Source organism: Acinetobacter sp. YH12254 (assembly GCF_013417415.1).
Lineage (GTDB): Bacteria > Pseudomonadota > Gammaproteobacteria > Pseudomonadales > Moraxellaceae > Acinetobacter > Acinetobacter pseudolwoffii.
In genome coordinates this window covers 14,888-29,915 of record NZ_VPEB01000013.1, presented here as the reverse complement: position 1 = coordinate 29,915, position 15,028 = coordinate 14,888, and the positions used below count along the sequence as shown (strand labels likewise).

General features: G+C 45.3%; 18 protein-coding genes. 15 read left to right on the top strand and 3 right to left on the bottom strand.

Features of this window, described 5'->3' with window-relative positions; translation table 11 throughout:
* Positions 1-95: 95 nt before the first annotated feature.
* From FTV29_RS10565 to rdgB, 4 genes are all read left to right on the top strand, one after another.
* Positions 96-1,256 carry a homoserine O-acetyltransferase gene (locus FTV29_RS10565; protein WP_180075495.1) on the top strand — a complete coding sequence of 387 codons (1,161 nt, stop codon included), beginning with the start codon at positions 96-98 and terminating at the stop codon, positions 1,254-1,256.
* Positions 1,256-1,849 (top strand): methionine biosynthesis protein MetW, encoded by a 594-nt coding sequence (gene metW / locus FTV29_RS10560; RefSeq protein ID WP_005095565.1) that lies wholly within the window; start codon positions 1,256-1,258, stop codon positions 1,847-1,849. The genes FTV29_RS10565 and metW overlap by 1 nt, the downstream gene beginning before the upstream one ends.
* Positions 1,846-2,436, top strand: a complete 591-nt coding sequence (locus tag FTV29_RS10555; protein ID WP_005095562.1) for a tetratricopeptide repeat protein — start codon at positions 1,846-1,848, stop codon at positions 2,434-2,436. The genes metW and FTV29_RS10555 overlap by 4 nt, the downstream gene beginning before the upstream one ends.
* Positions 2,437-2,537: 101 nt before the next feature.
* Positions 2,538-3,164 (top strand): RdgB/HAM1 family non-canonical purine NTP pyrophosphatase, encoded by a 627-nt coding sequence (rdgB, locus tag FTV29_RS10550; RefSeq protein ID WP_180075494.1) that lies wholly within the window; start codon positions 2,538-2,540, stop codon positions 3,162-3,164.
* A 130-nt stretch (positions 3,165-3,294) separates the two neighbouring features.
* Here the strand turns inward: rdgB and FTV29_RS10545 are convergent, their stop codons facing one another.
* Positions 3,295-4,176, bottom strand: coding sequence for a permease (locus FTV29_RS10545; RefSeq protein WP_100534627.1), 882 nt, complete (start codon positions 4,174-4,176; stop codon positions 3,295-3,297).
* Between the two features lie 185 nt (positions 4,177-4,361).
* Here FTV29_RS10545 and tatA point away from each other — a divergent pair, with 185 nt between their 5' ends.
* The 4 genes from tatA (at position 4,362) to FTV29_RS10525 (ending at position 8,232) form a co-directional block, all read left to right on the top strand.
* Positions 4,362-4,580: a Sec-independent protein translocase subunit TatA gene (gene tatA / locus FTV29_RS10540; RefSeq protein ID WP_100355649.1), complete on the top strand. Its 219-nt coding sequence runs from the start codon at positions 4,362-4,364 to the stop codon at positions 4,578-4,580.
* Between the two features lie 9 nt (positions 4,581-4,589).
* Positions 4,590-5,012 (top strand): Sec-independent protein translocase protein TatB, encoded by a 423-nt coding sequence (tatB, locus tag FTV29_RS10535; RefSeq protein WP_180075493.1) that lies wholly within the window; start codon positions 4,590-4,592, stop codon positions 5,010-5,012.
* The gene (gene tatC, locus FTV29_RS10530; protein ID WP_100355647.1) at positions 5,009-5,785 is read left to right on the top strand and encodes a twin-arginine translocase subunit TatC; all 777 of its coding nucleotides are present in this window, start codon (positions 5,009-5,011) and stop codon (positions 5,783-5,785) included. Before tatB ends, tatC begins: the two co-directional genes overlap by 4 nt.
* A gap of 194 nt (positions 5,786-5,979) precedes the next feature.
* Positions 5,980-8,232 (top strand): PhoX family phosphatase, encoded by a 2,253-nt coding sequence (locus FTV29_RS10525; protein WP_180075492.1) that lies wholly within the window; start codon positions 5,980-5,982, stop codon positions 8,230-8,232.
* A gap of 52 nt (positions 8,233-8,284) precedes the next feature.
* On the opposite strand, the gene FTV29_RS10520 is transcribed toward FTV29_RS10525, so the two are convergent.
* On the bottom strand, positions 8,285-9,067 hold the full coding sequence (locus tag FTV29_RS10520) for an NRDE family protein (protein ID WP_005095550.1): 783 nt from the start codon (positions 9,065-9,067) through the stop codon (positions 8,285-8,287).
* 93 nt (positions 9,068-9,160) lie between these two features.
* On the opposite strand from FTV29_RS10520, the gene lgt reads away from it, so the two are divergent.
* The 3 genes from lgt to FTV29_RS10505 all read left to right on the top strand — a co-directional run bounded on the left by lgt (position 9,161) and on the right by FTV29_RS10505 (position 10,832).
* Positions 9,161-9,970 carry a prolipoprotein diacylglyceryl transferase gene (lgt, locus tag FTV29_RS10515; protein WP_005095548.1) on the top strand — a complete coding sequence of 270 codons (810 nt, stop codon included), beginning with the start codon at positions 9,161-9,163 and terminating at the stop codon, positions 9,968-9,970.
* A gap of 90 nt (positions 9,971-10,060) precedes the next feature.
* Positions 10,061-10,453, top strand: coding sequence for a hypothetical protein (locus FTV29_RS10510; protein WP_100534632.1), 393 nt, complete (start codon positions 10,061-10,063; stop codon positions 10,451-10,453).
* Positions 10,446-10,832 carry a hypothetical protein gene (locus FTV29_RS10505; protein ID WP_180075491.1) on the top strand — a complete coding sequence of 129 codons (387 nt, stop codon included), beginning with the start codon at positions 10,446-10,448 and terminating at the stop codon, positions 10,830-10,832. Before FTV29_RS10510 ends, FTV29_RS10505 begins: the two co-directional genes overlap by 8 nt.
* Positions 10,833-10,850: 18 nt before the next feature.
* Here FTV29_RS10505 and FTV29_RS10500 read toward each other — a convergent pair whose 3' ends face one another.
* A complete protein-coding gene (locus FTV29_RS10500) occupies positions 10,851-11,366 on the bottom strand; it encodes a hypothetical protein (RefSeq protein WP_005103142.1) in 516 nt (171 codons plus the stop codon).
* A 400-nt stretch (positions 11,367-11,766) separates the two neighbouring features.
* Here FTV29_RS10500 and FTV29_RS10495 point away from each other — a divergent pair, with 400 nt between their 5' ends.
* The 4 genes from FTV29_RS10495 (at position 11,767) to FTV29_RS10480 (ending at position 14,965) form a co-directional block, all read left to right on the top strand.
* Positions 11,767-12,258 (top strand): lipocalin family protein, encoded by a 492-nt coding sequence (locus FTV29_RS10495; RefSeq protein WP_100329265.1) that lies wholly within the window; start codon positions 11,767-11,769, stop codon positions 12,256-12,258.
* Positions 12,259-12,439: 181 nt separating this feature from the next.
* Positions 12,440-13,282, top strand: a complete 843-nt coding sequence (thyA, locus tag FTV29_RS10490; RefSeq protein WP_159138509.1) for a thymidylate synthase — start codon at positions 12,440-12,442, stop codon at positions 13,280-13,282.
* Positions 13,283-13,379: 97 nt separating this feature from the next.
* Positions 13,380-13,892, top strand: coding sequence for a dihydrofolate reductase (locus tag FTV29_RS10485; RefSeq protein WP_159138510.1), 513 nt, complete (start codon positions 13,380-13,382; stop codon positions 13,890-13,892).
* 26 nt (positions 13,893-13,918) lie between these two features.
* Entirely contained in the window at positions 13,919-14,965 is a 1,047-nt protein-coding gene (locus FTV29_RS10480; protein WP_159138511.1) for a DUF4105 domain-containing protein, read from the top strand.
* The last annotated feature ends 63 nt before the right edge of the window (positions 14,966-15,028 follow it).

The following is a 15,028-nucleotide window of genomic DNA, read 5'->3' as shown; positions in this document are numbered from 1 at the left end:
AGCAATAATTCATAGCACTAAAATGACTTTAGAAGGATATCCGCTAGTGGTATCCTTTTATTATTCATACTAAAGATTTAAGGCGAATCCTCCCCGTGTCTTTTCCAGCTGACTCAGTGGGCATTGTTGTCCCACAAAAGTTCCAATTTGAAGAGCCGTTAGAGCTTGAATGCGGTCGCATCCTCCCACGTTTTGAACTGATGGTTGAAACTTATGGCGAACTCAATGCCGATAAGTCCAATGCCATTCTGATTTGTCATGCCCTTTCCGGTCATCACCATGCTGCTGGCTATCATCATGAAGATGATAAAAAAGCCGGCTGGTGGGATTCATGTATTGGTCCCGGCAAAGCTATTGATACGTCAAAATTCTTTGTGGTTTCACTGAATAATATTGGTGGCTGTAGCGGCTCTACCGGCCCGATCTCGCCAAACCCTGAAAATGACTACCGTCCTTATGGCCCCGATTTTCCATTGGTTACGGTACGTGACTGGGTCAAAACCCAAGCCCTGCTCTCTGATCGTTTAGGAATTGATACCTGGGATGCCATCATTGGCGGTTCACTGGGTGGCATGCAGGCATTGCAATGGTCAGTGGATTATCCAAACCGTTTAAGAAAATGCGTGATCATTGCCAGCGCTCCAAAGCTTTCTGCACAGAATATTGCTTTTAACGAAGTGGCACGTCAGTCGATTTTGTCAGACCCGGATTTCCATAATGGTCGTTATCTGGAAAATGACAGCTATCCAAAACGTGGCCTGATCCTGGCGCGTATGGTCGGTCATATTACCTACCTGTCCGAAGAAGCCATGAAGCAGAAATTTGGCCGTGATCTGAAATCTGGCAAATTTATGTATGGTTTTGATGTCGAATTCCAGGTCGAAAGTTATTTGCGTTATCAGGGTGAACAGTTCAGCCGTAACTTCGATGCCAATACCTATCTGATCATGACCAAAGCACTGGATTATTTTGATCCGTCACGTGAATATGAGCAGTCACTGAAAAAAGCCATGGCCCATACCCGGTGCAAATTTTTGGTGGTGTCCTTCACGACTGACTGGCGTTTTACCCCTGCCCGCTCGCAGGAAATTGTAGATGCCTTAATTAGCAACCATAAACCGGTGAGCTATTTAGATATTGATGCCGAACAGGGTCATGATTCCTTCCTGTTCCCGATTCCGCTCTATGTAAAATCTTTGCGTGCATTCCTGGGTGGTGAAGAACACCTGAAAGCCACACCGAAGGAGGCCGTATAATGCGTATCGATCAACAACTCGCTGAAAAGTGGATTAAGCCCGGTTCTAGCGTACTTGACCTCGGTTGTGGCGATGGTGAACTGCTGGCACAAATGAGTAAAAAACACGATATTCGTGCATACGGATTAGAAATTGATCAGGAAAAGATTGCAATTGCGGTCAGTCGCGGGTTAAATATCATCCAACAAGACTTAAACCTCGGTTTAAGCCGCTTTGCCGACCAGTCTTTTGACAATGTGGTCATGGCACAAGCTTTGCAGGCTGTAGATGCACCTGACGTATTATTGCGTGATATGGTGCGTGTAGGGAAACAGGCCATTATTACGTTTCCAAACTTTGCCCACTGGAAGACCCGTTCTTTCTTGGCGATCAAAGGAAAAATGCCGGTTTCTGAAGCCTTGCCTTATATGTGGTATAACACCCCGAATATCCACTTATGTACATTCCGTGACTTTGAAGCACTCTGTGCGGAAAATAACATCAAAATTATTAATCGACTCGCTGTGAACGGGAATCAAGAAGATAGTTTGCTCAGCAAACATCTCCCTAATCTATTTGGTGAAGTCGCAATTTATCGAGTGAGCGCGCTATGAAAAAATTATTATTAGGTACGACGCTACTGGCTGGACTTTTTGGCATGCAAGCCCATGCAGACTATGTTGCTCCAAGTCCTTCTGTTGCCAGTCAAGCGGCTCAGTATTCAATAATGGATATCAACAGTCTGATCAAAGCAGCTAAAGCAGGTCAGGCCGGTGCACAGTTTTATCTGGCCACCAAATACCAGTATGGCAAAGACATTCAAAAAGATGAACGACAGGCCTTTGCCTGGTACAAAGCTGCTGCCGATCAAGGTTTAGCTGTGGCGCAGTTAAATGTCGGCCGTATGCTGGCAGATGGCATGGGCACCCGAAAAGATGAAGCGCTGGCACGTCAGTATTTTGAAAAAGCAGCCAGCCGTGGTGATAACCGTGCCAGCTTTAACCTGGCCATGATGGAAGAGAAAAAGAAAAACTACATGGGTGCTTATCAGTGGTATGAACTGTCTACCCGTGATGGCATGCTCGACAATAAAGTGATTACCCTTTCTGAAGGCAAGAAAACAGCATTGGCGGCCAACTTGACCCAGGAACAGATCCGTCAGGCGCGTGACCGTGCCGACAGATGGATTCAGGCACAATAAGCTGAATGGTATAAATAGCACCTTCGGGTGCTTTTTTATTGCCTACAAATCCGCAATGGCAGTTAAAATAGCACGATTGATATTTAGAGAATGAGTGACATATGGCTTCTACAGATTGGTTATCCCAAGGCACACTGGTATTGGCAAGTAATAACAAAGGTAAAATTGCCGAGTTTGAGAAAATGTTTGCGGAACTGCAACTGCCGGTAGATGTGATTCCTCAAGGTCAACTGAATATCGAAGATGCCATCGAAGATGGTTTAAGCTTTGTTGAAAATGCCATTATCAAGGCACGCCACGCGGCTAAAATCTCAGGTAAACCTGCGATTGCCGATGACTCAGGCATTTGTGTGCCAGTTCTTGGCGGAGCTCCTGGGATCTACTCAGCACGTTATGCCGGTGAACATGGCAATGATGCCGCCAACAATAAGAAACTGCTGGCAGATTTGAAACCATTGCGTAAAGATAGCGAAGCGATTGAAGGCATGTTTGTCTGTGTACTGGCACTGGTTCAACATGCTGAAGATCCACTGCCACAAATTTTCCAGGGCATCTGGACGGGTGAAATTTTAGAAGCAGCACGCGGTGAAAATGGCTTCGGTTATGACCCGCTGTTCTGGTTGCCGGAACTCGGTATTTCCAGTGCAGAAATGAGCAAAGAAGAAAAGAATAAAATCAGTCATCGTGGTCAGGCCATGCAGCTGTTTAAAGCCAGTTTGGCGAAATAATTTGTTTTACCCCTCCCTTTCCCAAAGGGAGGTTGGGAGAGATTTAAACATTAATGAATCCCCCTAAATCCCCATTTTTCAAAGGGGGACTTTATAACTCTTTCTAGCCTTCTCTCCAAAAAAGGAAACTTTATAGCGTAGGCATCACCGCATGCAACACCAGCCCATAGATCCCAATCAAAATTGCACTCGCAATCGTCCCCGAAGCAATATATTTAGCGGAATGCCCTGTGCCCTGATAATGGGTTTCTAAAGCCACGATGTTCGCTGCCGGTGGCAATAAGAAATACATCATCATTACACTATAAGTCAGGAGCTGATGTGGAATCGGCAAGAATATATAGGCAATACCAGCCAAGCCTAATGCAAAAATAAAGCGCCCGCTGATCAGCACCAGACTGCGCTTTAAATCCCTCAGCTGAATACGGACATGACGAAGCCACATGCCCAAAATGCACATTCCTGCAAAAGTGACTAAAAATTTATTGGCTGCATATGCCCATTGAAGGATGGGATGAAACTCATAATGACTAAAGTCCCAAAATGATAAAACCCCTGCAATACTGAGTGCGATCACCGGTGGTGATTGCAGGACATTTTTCAGAATAAATGTCCAATCTTGGCGAGTTTGGCTCACGGCAATGACAGCACTGACATTCCCAAATAATGAGCCACCAATATAAAGTGCAATCATGGTCGACATTGCGTCAGTGCCAAACACTGCTAAGGCAAACGGCAGACCGAGCCATACGCCATTCAAATAGCTAAAACACAGCGCACGCAATTTATCTTTGGCAAAATAATAAAACAGGCTAAACAGCACAATTGAACTAAAAATACTAAAGCCCATCAGCCACAGACTGCCCGCTTTATAAAACACCATATTGTAAATAATCAGCACAGGAATCAGGACACGTGCCAATAAAGCCGCCAAGACAGGTCGAATTGGCTTTAAATATTGCACGCCCCAATAACCAATCAAAAAAGACAGCAGGGGAAGAATCAAGGCCATGACAGTGCTGCTGAGATTTCCATATCAGGTTATATGCTAGCACAGCATCCTTTTCATCTAATGATAGATTTTTCATATGAATTACTCATTACACTGCTGCCGTGTCGGCAAACTGTCATTAAAGCGTCACTGCATTGTCATACAAGCCTGCTGAGATAGGGGCATGAAATATAGAGGATAAAATAATGGCAGGATTATCAATTTGGCATGTGCTGATTTTTGCAATTGTGGTGATTTTATTGTTTGGTACATCGAAGCTGAAAAACCTGGGTAAAGATGTCGGCGGTGCAATTAAAGACTTTAAAAAATCAGTCAAAGATGAAGAAGCAGAAATGGCCAAGCTGCAAGAACCGCGAACGATTGATGCACAAGTCAAAACCCCTGAAACCTCGATCAAGAGTTAAGAGTCCGCTATGCTCAATATCGGAATGACCGAGCTGCTGATTTTCGGGATTATTGCACTTCTGGTGCTTGGGCCAGACAAGTTGCCTGAGGCAGTCCGTTTTGTCGGAACATGGTATGGCAAGATCAAGCGCATGGTCAGCAATGTTCAGAACGATCTGGATCGTGAATTACGCTTGTCCGAACTGCGAGAACAGATGCAGGCCGAAATGCAGCGGATCCAGCAACTCGAAGCCAAGATGCAGGCACAAATGGCAGATTTGCAGCAGCCGATTGCAACTGATGAATTAAAAGTAAAGCCTCAGGCTGCCCAGCCCGTGCTTCGCTATCAGCCTGTAGTACAGCCCGTATCAGCGGTGTATTTACCTCAGCCTGCACAAACTCAAGCAGTGATTTCCCAACAACGCTATACAGAAATGAAGGTGGCCGTATGACGTCTTTACCGACCACACCTGCCTCAAATGATGCTGCAGCGCTGAACCTTGAAGAGATGCCGATTACCCAGCATTTGGTGGTGTTAAGAAAACATCTGTTTAAAGTGGTTGCTGTCCTGATTGGCCTGTTTTTCTGTTTGCTGCCTTTCGCCAATCAGACCTATCAATGGTTATCTGAACCTTTACGGGCACAATTGCCTGCCAGCTCGACCATGATTGCCACGGATGTGACGGCAACATTCATGGCACCGTTTAAGCTGAATTTCTTTGTGGCGCTGATGATCACAATGCCGTTTATTCTGTATCAGCTCTGGACATTTGTTAAACCGGCGTTATATGCCAAAGAAAAGAGTCTGGCGCTGCCGCTTTTGATCGGCAGTATTGTGCTGTTTTATACCGGGATCAGCTTTGCCTACTTTGTGGCCTTACCTTCGATCCTGCATTTTTTTATCAGTGTCTCGCCGGAAACTGTGGCACCGATGACCGACATTAACAGTTATCTTAGCTTCTGTTTAAAGCTGTTTCTGGTCTTTGGTTTTACCTTTGAAATCCCGATTATTACCTTGGTTTTAATCCTGATTGGGGCAGTTTCAACACAAACCCTGGTGGAGAAACGGCGCTTTATTATTGTCGGCTGTTTCTTTGTCGCGATGTTCGTGACACCGCCAGATGCACTGTCGATGATCATGTTAGCTGTACCGATGTGGTTGCTGTTTGAACTGGGTTTGCTGGCCGGAAAACTGATCGAAAAACGGCGTTTAAAAGCGCAATAAGAACAATCAGCCAAAACAAAAATCATGCTTTAACTCAGGCAGCTCCGGCTGTCTTTTTATTTTCAAAATATTATTAAAATACTGATTTATTTAATCTTAATGTCACATTTCCTTAAGATTAGTGTCACATCCCAGACTTAAGGTATTGAAAACTTCTACACCACCAAGCACTTATTTTTACTTGAGACTTTAAAATGAAAAACGAAGACATGATACCTTGCCAGGATCTGGTTGAAGACAGTAATAATTCAAACAATAGCCACTTTCAAACAATTCTGGATCAATACACCAGTCGCCGTAGTTTTATTGCAAAAACCACCAGTGGGGCAATGGCCTTAGCCTTTGCAGCAACAGTAAGTGGTTGTTCAGATGATGATAATGATTCTGGCACGCCTGACACTAATCCCACTACACCACCAGACACCACGAACCCAGATCAACATGCATGGAGTGACCTGAAAGCGCGCCCGAATAAATTGACCTTTGAGCCGGTTCGCAAAAATACACAAAACTTCTTTAGCGTGCCTGAAGGCTATGAACTGAAAGTGCTATATGCGGTCGGTGATCCAATTAACCCCGCGTATCCAGAAAAGACAGATGCAACATTAGCATCAGGTGCTTCTTATCAGTTCCGTGCAGGCGACAACCATGACGGCATGAGCTTTTTCGGTATGCATCCAAGCAACAAAAACTATGCGGCCAAAGAGTCCACCCAAGGTTTACTGGTTTTAAATCACGAATACCTGCAACAAGCTCAACTCCATACGCCAGAAGGCCCGATTACGATCGACGGTGTACGTCCGGAAGATCAGGTCCTTCGTGAAGTGAATGCGCATGGGGTTTCGGTAATTGAGATTAGCAAAGATGCCAATACACAAGAGGTTAAAATTAACTTAAATTCTAAGTTTAACCGTCGTATCACGGCAGCAACCGAGATGGAAATTCATGGACCGGCTCGCGGTTCTGACTTGGTCAAAACGATTTTCTCACCCGATGGAACGTTGACGCGCGGCACCTTTGCCAACTGTGGTAATGGGTATACACCTTGGGGCACTTACTTAACGGCTGAAGAAAACTGGAGTGGTTATTTTGCCCGTCAAGCCAATGACACCCGCGCGATTGCAAAAGAAGAAATTGCCTTGTCACGTTATGGTCGTGGCGGTAGTGAGGCCCGTTCATCTCAATACCGCTGGAATACTCCGGTTGCTGAATTAACCGGTGATAAAGGACTGTATGATCGTTGGGATATTTCAGTGAAAGGCACCAGTGCTTTAGCCGATTATCGTAATGTCATGAATACCTGCGGATTCATTGTCGAGATTGATCCATTTAGCGCGAACACACGTCCGGTTAAACGTACTGCATTGGGCCGCTTTGCCCATGAAGACTGCCGCTGTAGTAATCCGATTCCGGGTCAGCCATTAGCCTTCTATATGGGGGATGATGCAACAGGCGAATATATCTATAAATTTGTTTCTGATGCAGTCTGGGATCCGAAAGATGTCAATGGGGGTTATACCGCTGGTGATAAATACATGGATAAAGGCACATTATATGTCGCTAAATTCAATGATGATGGTACTGGTGAATGGTTAGAACTCAGTTATGGTGAAAATGGTTTAACTGCTGCCAACGAAATTTATCCATTTGCAGGCCAAGATGATATCGTCATTAATCTCCGTCTTGCTGCCGACCATGTCGGCGCGACCAAAATGGACCGTCCGGAATGGGTTGCCGTCAATCCGGAAAATGGTGAAGTCTATGTCACTCTCACCAATAACGGTAACCGTGGTCGTGCATATGAAACTGATGCTGCCAACCCACGTAGCTATATCGACTTCAAAGGTTCAAATGCCAGCAATTCAGGCAATATGAATGGTCATATTATCCGTTTTAGTGAAAATGAGAATAATGTCAAAGCCACGACATTTGCCTGGGATATCTTCCTGTTCGGTGCAGAAGCACGTGCTGCCTCTAACATCAACCTGTCAGGTCTGGATGATTTAAATGACTTCTCTAGCCCGGACGGGATGTGGTTCGATTCGCGTGGTATTTTGTGGATCCAGACGGATGATGGCCAGTACACCGATGAAACCAACTGTATGATGCTGGCAGCCCTGCCAGGTACAGTCGGTGATGGCAGAAAAGCATTGGCAGCCAGCACCAAGGCTGAAGGACAGGAAACCTTTGTCGGTGCCAAACTGAATAATGATCGGGTTCGCCGCTTCCTCACAGGGCCATCGGGCTGTGAAATTACCGGTGTGACGATTACGCCGGACTACAAAGCAATTTTCGTCAATGTGCAGCATCCAGGCGGTGCATGGCCAGCCAATCAAAGCGAGCGTTATAGCCGTTTAGGCAAAGTGCCTCGCTCTGCGACTGTGGTCATTACCCGTAAGGATGGCGGTGCGATTGCCGGTGAAGCCTTGGAACAAGCGACAGCATAAAAAAATAAGTTTCATTAAAATGCCGGCAGATGTCGGCATTTTTTATCTGGGATTATTGTTGTAGCATCATGATTTTCTCGATCAATTGCCCTGCAGTCACACCTTGTTGTGACTTCTCGATCCAGTGCCATTGTCCTCGCTGCATTCTTAGAAAATTCGAGCAACGGGTGCCGTAAGTCGGGCTTTGAATAAAAGTCGAGGACAGCAGATGTTCCATTTCAACCGAGATCCCTGTTTCCGGCAGCAGTTCAGGAATCACCTTGCGTTCATCTTCCAGAATATCCCAAACCGCATGACACAGATCAGTTTCTGGCATGGCTGGTTGTTGCAGCATGGGTAAAAATTCCTGGGTAAAGCGTTTACGCAAATGCCGGGTCTTATACCAGTCTTCGCTCATCAGGCCGTTAGAGACAACATAGACGCCTTGTGCCAGCACTTGCGGTGCTTCGCCGCGATTGCTCATATACACCGCCTGCTGCTGGTCTCCAACGAACAGGTTAAAACCGGCATAGTCACACTGCCGTTGTTCCAGATCTTGTGCGAAACGAATCGGCGTTAAGTCCGAATTTAAAAAATCCTGGATGATATGACCACGTGAAGTCGGATAATCTGTCCGATCTTGCCCGTTGCGAAAATTGGTAATCACTGCCCAGCGACCTGAGGCCGTGATACCCATCCAGGTGCCGCCCGACTGCAAATCCTGCCCGGCAATAATCGGACTATCTTCCCATTCATGCAATGCCTGTGTAGGCCGCTGATAGAATTCATCCCGATTTGAAATCAGACATAATGGGGTCTCATCCACAACCCGCCAAGCCAGTGCCACGATACACATAATTTACGCTCTCGATCTTTACACATTGAATGTACAACATTTTTCTTTGCTTTCAGCTAAAATCTGTGCAAAACAGAATCACAAGGAACAGGAATGCTCACCTATCCCAATATTGATCCCGTCGCGATTTCGCTCGGGCCCCTGCAAGTCCACTGGTATGGACTGATGTACTTACTGGCATTTTTATTTGCCTGGGGATTGGCAACGTTTCGAGCCAAACAACGCGGCTGGACGCCAGATATGGTCTCTGACCTGATTTTCTTCGGTGCGCTTGGTGTCATCATCGGTGGCCGTGTCGGTTATGTCTTGTTCTATGGTTTTTCTCAGTTCCTCGCAGATCCTTTATGGTTATTCCAGATCTGGACCGGTGGTATGAGCTTCCACGGTGGTTTCCTCGGTGTCATTCTGGCCATGCTGTGGTGGTGCCGGAAATACAAGATGACCTGGTTCCAGACCCTGGATTTTATCGCACCCTGCGTACCAACGGGGCTGATGTTTGGCCGGATTGGTAATTTTATTGGCGGTGAATTGTATGGCCGTCAGGTGACCGATCCCAACTTTGCCTGGGGCATGATTTTCCCGACCGATCCTTTGCAGCTGGTGCGTCATCCATCACAATTGTATCAGGCGCTGTGTGAAGGCCTGATTCTGTTTATTGTATTGTGGTGGTTCAGTTCCAAGCCGCGTCCACGTATGGCGGTCTCTGCACTGTTCCTGATCGGTTATGGTCTGGCACGCTTCGTGGTCGAGTTCTTCCGTGAGCCGGACAATGGTCAGCTGTTTATTGGCTGGATGAGCAAGGGCCAATTCCTGAGCCTGCCAATGATCCTGATTGGCTTGTGGATGATGTGGTATGCCTACCAAAAGAAAATCTATGACTGGGGGCCACAGAAAAACAGTTAAAACCAGCTTAATTGAGCGAGGCACAGGCCTCGCTTTTTTATAGCCAAAATATGCTAAAGTGCCGATTATCTTTTCGATTTCTTCATCACTATGCTTGAGTTCTGGTTCAATCCACAGGTGTCTGTTCTAAAAAAACTGTTGATCTTTATTGTGATTGCCGTGACAGCTGCAGTGTTGTACTGGATGGAACCGCTGCCCTTAGATGCAATTCTGATGTTTGTCGGTACAGGTGTGATTTTTCTGATTTGTCGTTACTGCAAAATCCACTTTGCCAGCAAAAAGCCGACCGGTTTACTGTATAGACTACTGACCTGGATTCCAATTGCCTTATTGATTGCTTTAGTTTTTATGAACATGCAACAGGGTGAAATCCTGATTCCGGGTGCACAAGGCATTGCTTTTATGGCACTGGCGATTTGCCTGTTTTCACCGCTATCGCTGCTCAATCAGAACTCTCACGATCCAGAGCCGCCACATGCTTGAATTTTGGTATTCCGAACGCTGTCACCGTCAAATCAAACTGATGGTGATTATTGCAACCTGTATTGTCATTTACGCAGCATCAACTGTGGCCCAGTTAGGTCCGGTGTTGGTCGCAGTCAGTCTGGGTATTGGAATTGTCGTGCATTTACTGCATCATTTCCGCTTGAAAATCTCGAAGTCCAATCCCTATGCCAATGGTTTTAGCGCCTTAAGCCGGGTCATTCCTATCATTGCCTTAATTACCCTGTTTGGCTATTTGCCTGAACAGCACCAACAATGGGGCAAATTTGCCTGGGGTCTGCAATGTCTTGGCTTTGCCGCGATTGGATTATTTATCGTTTCAATCTATGAAAGCCGTGCGAAGCGTTTTGAGGACTGATCACTTCGCAGTATTTTCTTAGAAGTAAGTTTCCAGACGATAGTAACTATAAGTCACGTTTTTATTGCGATAAACCGCATGATCTCGCTGTTTGAAATCCGATACCCAGGCACTACCTGAATAAGCCGCGATATGTCCATATTTATGTCCCTGAGTACGGTCAATAATATAGATATCGCCTTTTTTCGGCCGATCAAAAGAAGCATTAATTTTCTTATAGCCCAGCTGCATCAGGGTACTTCCCCAATCTGCCGCTGCGACTGGATGGTTCACAATTTTCGCACCAGAGGATTGCAGACCGACACGAATACTGCGCGCACATTTCTGTGTACTGGTATTTCGGGTAATGCCTTGCAGATAACTGGTAAATTTCTCGATATTGATACGATGGCCATTGCTTACGCCTGAAGCATTACGGACAGTGGCTTTGTGGGATGACTTTTTAGGTCTTTGCTCCGATTGGGAACGCACAATGATATTCGCTTGGACAGGAGCATATACTTCGCTCATGTTTACTTGATGATCATAGATCATGCCTTACCAACCGCTCCTCGCCTGTAATTTAGGCTTTCATATTGTTAATAAGCCGAGAATACTAGTCGTTTAAATGTTATCTTTCACATTAAAAATGTAAATAAATTTGTCTATTTTTGCGGCATTCAAATTAAGCCGTTCTTTCTAATACAGTTACAAAACCCATCATCTTTGCAAAAAAAATGTAAAGCAAAGCCAACTCCGACGCCTTGCAAAGTCTTTTCAGCCTGAAATACACAAAATGAGTCCTTATTTTTTTTCTACTCAAACGTGTGACTTTAAGCTGTAGCTCGGCCATTTTCAGACAACATTTCACTACATGATTACATCATTTTGAGCTTTGCACCCTGTATTACACTGATTCGGCATTTTTAAATATTGAACTAAACGGAGAAGAAAAATGAGTCAGACTTTAAGTACCGTTTCAAATTTTAATTTAGAACAATATTTAGGCACCTGGTATGAAATTGCACGTTTGCCGATGAAACACCAACCCGAGAACAGCACCGATATTTCTGCGGTATATAGCTTAAATGAAAATGGCAAGGTTCGGGTTCAGAACCGCTGTCTGGATGGTGAGGGTAAGCTGGATGAAGCCATTGCTGAAGCGACCATTGTCGATGCAGAACATGCCAAGCTCGAAGTCAGTTTTTTACCTGAAGGCCTGCGTTGGATTCCGTTTACCAAGGGCGATTATTGGGTATTAAAAATCGATCCGGATTATCAGACGGCCCTTGTGGGCGAACCTGGTAAAGAATACTTATGGCTGCTACATCGCGGGACGACTTTAGATGAAGCCACTCAACGTGAATATTTAAGCTATGCAGAATCCTTAGGTTATGATCTGTCCGATCTGATTCACACCGTGCATACTGGCCATAAAACGGCTTAATTTACTGTAAAAAGACCTCTATCAGGAGGTCTTTTTTATTCTGGTTTGAGCGATGAAAGCTCATCAAAAAATGTTATGATATGCGCAATTTAAATTCTCCCTTTCGACAGCAAATTATTTTGGAAATAATCTATACTGCTGTTAAAACGGCGATTTTCAACAGATTTAAATAGAGAGACCTATGCGCCAATATCTTGACCTTTTACAACACATTCTCGACAACGGCGGTGATAAAGGCGACCGTACCGGTACAGGGACACGTTCGGTATTTGGTCATCAGCTGCGCTTCGATCTTTCCCAAGGTTTCCCTTTACTTACCACCAAAAAAGTTCATTTCCGTTCTATCGTGATTGAATTATTATGGTTTTTAAAAGGCGACACCAACGTTCAATATTTAAAAGAGCATAAAGTTTCGATTTGGGATGAGTGGGCAACCGCCGAACAGACCGCGCGTTTTGGCCGCCCTGAAGGTGAACTGGGGCCAGTTTACGGTCACCAGTGGCGTAATTTTGGTGCCAGCAAAAATGCAGATAATAGCTATAATCAGGATGGTTTTGACCAGATCAAATGGTTGATTAATGAAATTAAAACCAATCCGAATTCGCGCCGTCTGATTGTATCTGGCTGGAATCCGAATGAAGCGGGCCAAGTGGCATTACCGCCTTGCCATACCCTGTTCCAGTTCTTTGTCCACAATGGCAAATTGTCTTGTCAGCTGTATCAGCGTAGCGCCGATGTTTTTCTCGGTGTTCCATTTAATATCGCCAGCTATGCCCTGTTGACACATATGATCGCGCAAGTCTGTGAGCTGGAGGTCGGTGATTTTGTCTGGACCGGTGGCGATACACACCTGTATAGCAATCACTTCGAGCAAGCCCAGTTACAGCTTAGCCGTGAGCCCTTGGGCCTGTGCCAACTTAAATTGAATCCTGAAATCAAAGACCTGTTCGACTTCAAATTTGAAGATATTGAAATTATTGGTTATGAATCACATCCGGGGATTAAAGCACCCGTTGCAGTGTAAATATTCCCAAACCAAAGAAAATCAAAATCCCACTTTGCTTAAAGTGGGATTTTGCATTTTAATAGGAGCAAATTTTTATTTGTTTTTGAGTGTAGGTATGGCATTTCAGGATTTAGAAGTCGTTCATGTCGTTGCAATGGATCAGCAGCGCTGTATTGGTAAGGACAATGACCTGCCTTGGCATATCTCAGCCGATCTCAAGCATTTTAAAGAAATCACTCAGGGCGGTGTGATTATCATGGGCCGCAAGACCCTTGAATCGATGGGGCGTGCGCTCCCTAAACGCGTGAACTGGGTCATTACCCGTGATCCTGACTGGTCTTTTCAAGGCACTAAAGTTGCTCATAACATTGAAGATGCGCTTATTCAGGCAGTTACTGATGTACACAGCTCAGAAAAACCGACGTCTATTTTTATTATTGGTGGCGGTGAAATCTTTAAACAGACCATGGACATTGCCGACCGTCTGGAACTGACCCATGTCGACCTGGATGTACAAGGTCATGCCTATTATCCTGAAATTCCGGCAGAATTCAAAAAAGTCGCGACCGAGCAACATATTGACGACAAAACCGGGATTGCTTTTGAGTTTGCAACCTACAGAAAATAAAGCCTATTTCTCATGAAAAAGTGACTATGCAGGGACGCGAATATATTTCCAAGCACTGGAGTCTGTGGCTGCTGGGTAGCCTGTTTACCCTCTTTGTCATTCTGTCGAGTCTGTGGCTCAGCCTGATGCTCTGGGTTCAGCAACCTCTCGGCAAGATTGGCAGCTTGATCCTGATTGGTGTTTGGTTAACGTTTTCCCTGCTGGTACTCGGGATCTACTTCACCCGGCACCTGATCTCGCGTAAAGTCGATAGCATTCTATATCTTCTGGTCTTTCTGTTTTGTCTGCTGGGCTATTTTAGTCTGCAAGCGCGTCAGGATCGGGAGTGGAATCCTGAAGTGGCTCAGTTGTTGCACTATGAACAACAAGGCGATCAGGTCACCCTGCACAATATCCGGAACTTTGACTGGCAAGCTGATGGTCGTTATATCGAACGTTGGGAAAGCCGCAGTTTTGACCTGAACCAGATTAGCGGGGTGAATATCATTACCTCCTACTGGATGGGTCCGAAAATTGCCCACACGTTGGTCAGCTTCGATTTTGCCAATCAAAAACCTCTCACTTTCTCGATTGAAATCCGCAAGGAAAAACATGAAGAGTTTTCTGCAATTGGTGGGTTTTTCCGTAAATATGAATTGAGTCTGGTGGCATCGGACGAAAAAGATATTGTGTATACACGTAGTAATATTCGCGGGGAGCAGGTGTATTTCTTTCCGGTAAATATGCCACAAGCTCAGGCCAAAGCCTTATTCAAAGAATATCTGGCCCAGACCGATGAATTGGCCAGAGAACCCAAGTGGTATAACACCCTGACCAGTAATTGCACCACTCTAGTCTTTGATATGGTTCAGGCAGTATCGCAACAACAATTGCCTTCAGATTATCGACTGTTAGCGTCCGGCTATTTACCGAATTATCTCTATGATCTGAAAGTGCTGGATCAATCCTGGGATATGCACACCTGGTACCAACGGGCGCATGTGAATCCACGAGTCAAACAGAGCGCCGATCTGTCCAGCCAGGAATATTCGCAGCGACTTCGTCAAGGCCTGCCTGCACCTCAGACACATTAACTGGCGTTTTATTACTGTAAATAAAGATACAAAATCAACTGGAACCTGAGTCATTTTTTTGTT

Bases quoted from the DNA above. Each gene is read 5' to 3' on its own strand.
- FTV29_RS10510 (WP_100534632.1), top strand. From the start codon at position 10,061: ATGCTTGAGTTCTGGTTCAATCCACAGGTGTCTGTTCTAAAAAAACTG.
- tatA (WP_100355649.1), top strand. From the start codon at position 4,362: ATGGCAGGATTATCAATTTGGCATGTGCTGATTTTTGCAATTGTGGTG.
- FTV29_RS10545 (WP_100534627.1), bottom strand. From the start codon at position 4,176: ATGGCCTTGATTCTTCCCCTGCTGTCTTTTTTGATTGGTTATTGGGGC.
- thyA (WP_159138509.1), top strand. From the start codon at position 12,440: ATGCGCCAATATCTTGACCTTTTACAACACATTCTCGACAACGGCGGT.
- FTV29_RS10505 (WP_180075491.1), top strand. From the start codon at position 10,446: ATGCTTGAATTTTGGTATTCCGAACGCTGTCACCGTCAAATCAAACTG.
- FTV29_RS10485 (WP_159138510.1), top strand. From the start codon at position 13,380: ATGGCATTTCAGGATTTAGAAGTCGTTCATGTCGTTGCAATGGATCAG.
- lgt (WP_005095548.1), top strand. From the start codon at position 9,161: ATGCTCACCTATCCCAATATTGATCCCGTCGCGATTTCGCTCGGGCCC.
- FTV29_RS10500 (WP_005103142.1), bottom strand. From the start codon at position 11,366: ATGATCTATGATCATCAAGTAAACATGAGCGAAGTATATGCTCCTGTC.
- rdgB (WP_180075494.1), top strand. From the start codon at position 2,538: ATGGCTTCTACAGATTGGTTATCCCAAGGCACACTGGTATTGGCAAGT.
- metW (WP_005095565.1), top strand. From the start codon at position 1,256: ATGCGTATCGATCAACAACTCGCTGAAAAGTGGATTAAGCCCGGTTCT.
- FTV29_RS10520 (WP_005095550.1), bottom strand. From the start codon at position 9,067: ATGTGTATCGTGGCACTGGCTTGGCGGGTTGTGGATGAGACCCCATTA.
- FTV29_RS10525 (WP_180075492.1), top strand. From the start codon at position 5,980: ATGAAAAACGAAGACATGATACCTTGCCAGGATCTGGTTGAAGACAGT.
- FTV29_RS10555 (WP_005095562.1), top strand. From the start codon at position 1,846: ATGAAAAAATTATTATTAGGTACGACGCTACTGGCTGGACTTTTTGGC.
- FTV29_RS10480 (WP_159138511.1), top strand. From the start codon at position 13,919: ATGCAGGGACGCGAATATATTTCCAAGCACTGGAGTCTGTGGCTGCTG.
- tatC (WP_100355647.1), top strand. From the start codon at position 5,009: ATGACGTCTTTACCGACCACACCTGCCTCAAATGATGCTGCAGCGCTG.
- tatB (WP_180075493.1), top strand. From the start codon at position 4,590: ATGCTCAATATCGGAATGACCGAGCTGCTGATTTTCGGGATTATTGCA.
- FTV29_RS10495 (WP_100329265.1), top strand. From the start codon at position 11,767: ATGAGTCAGACTTTAAGTACCGTTTCAAATTTTAATTTAGAACAATAT.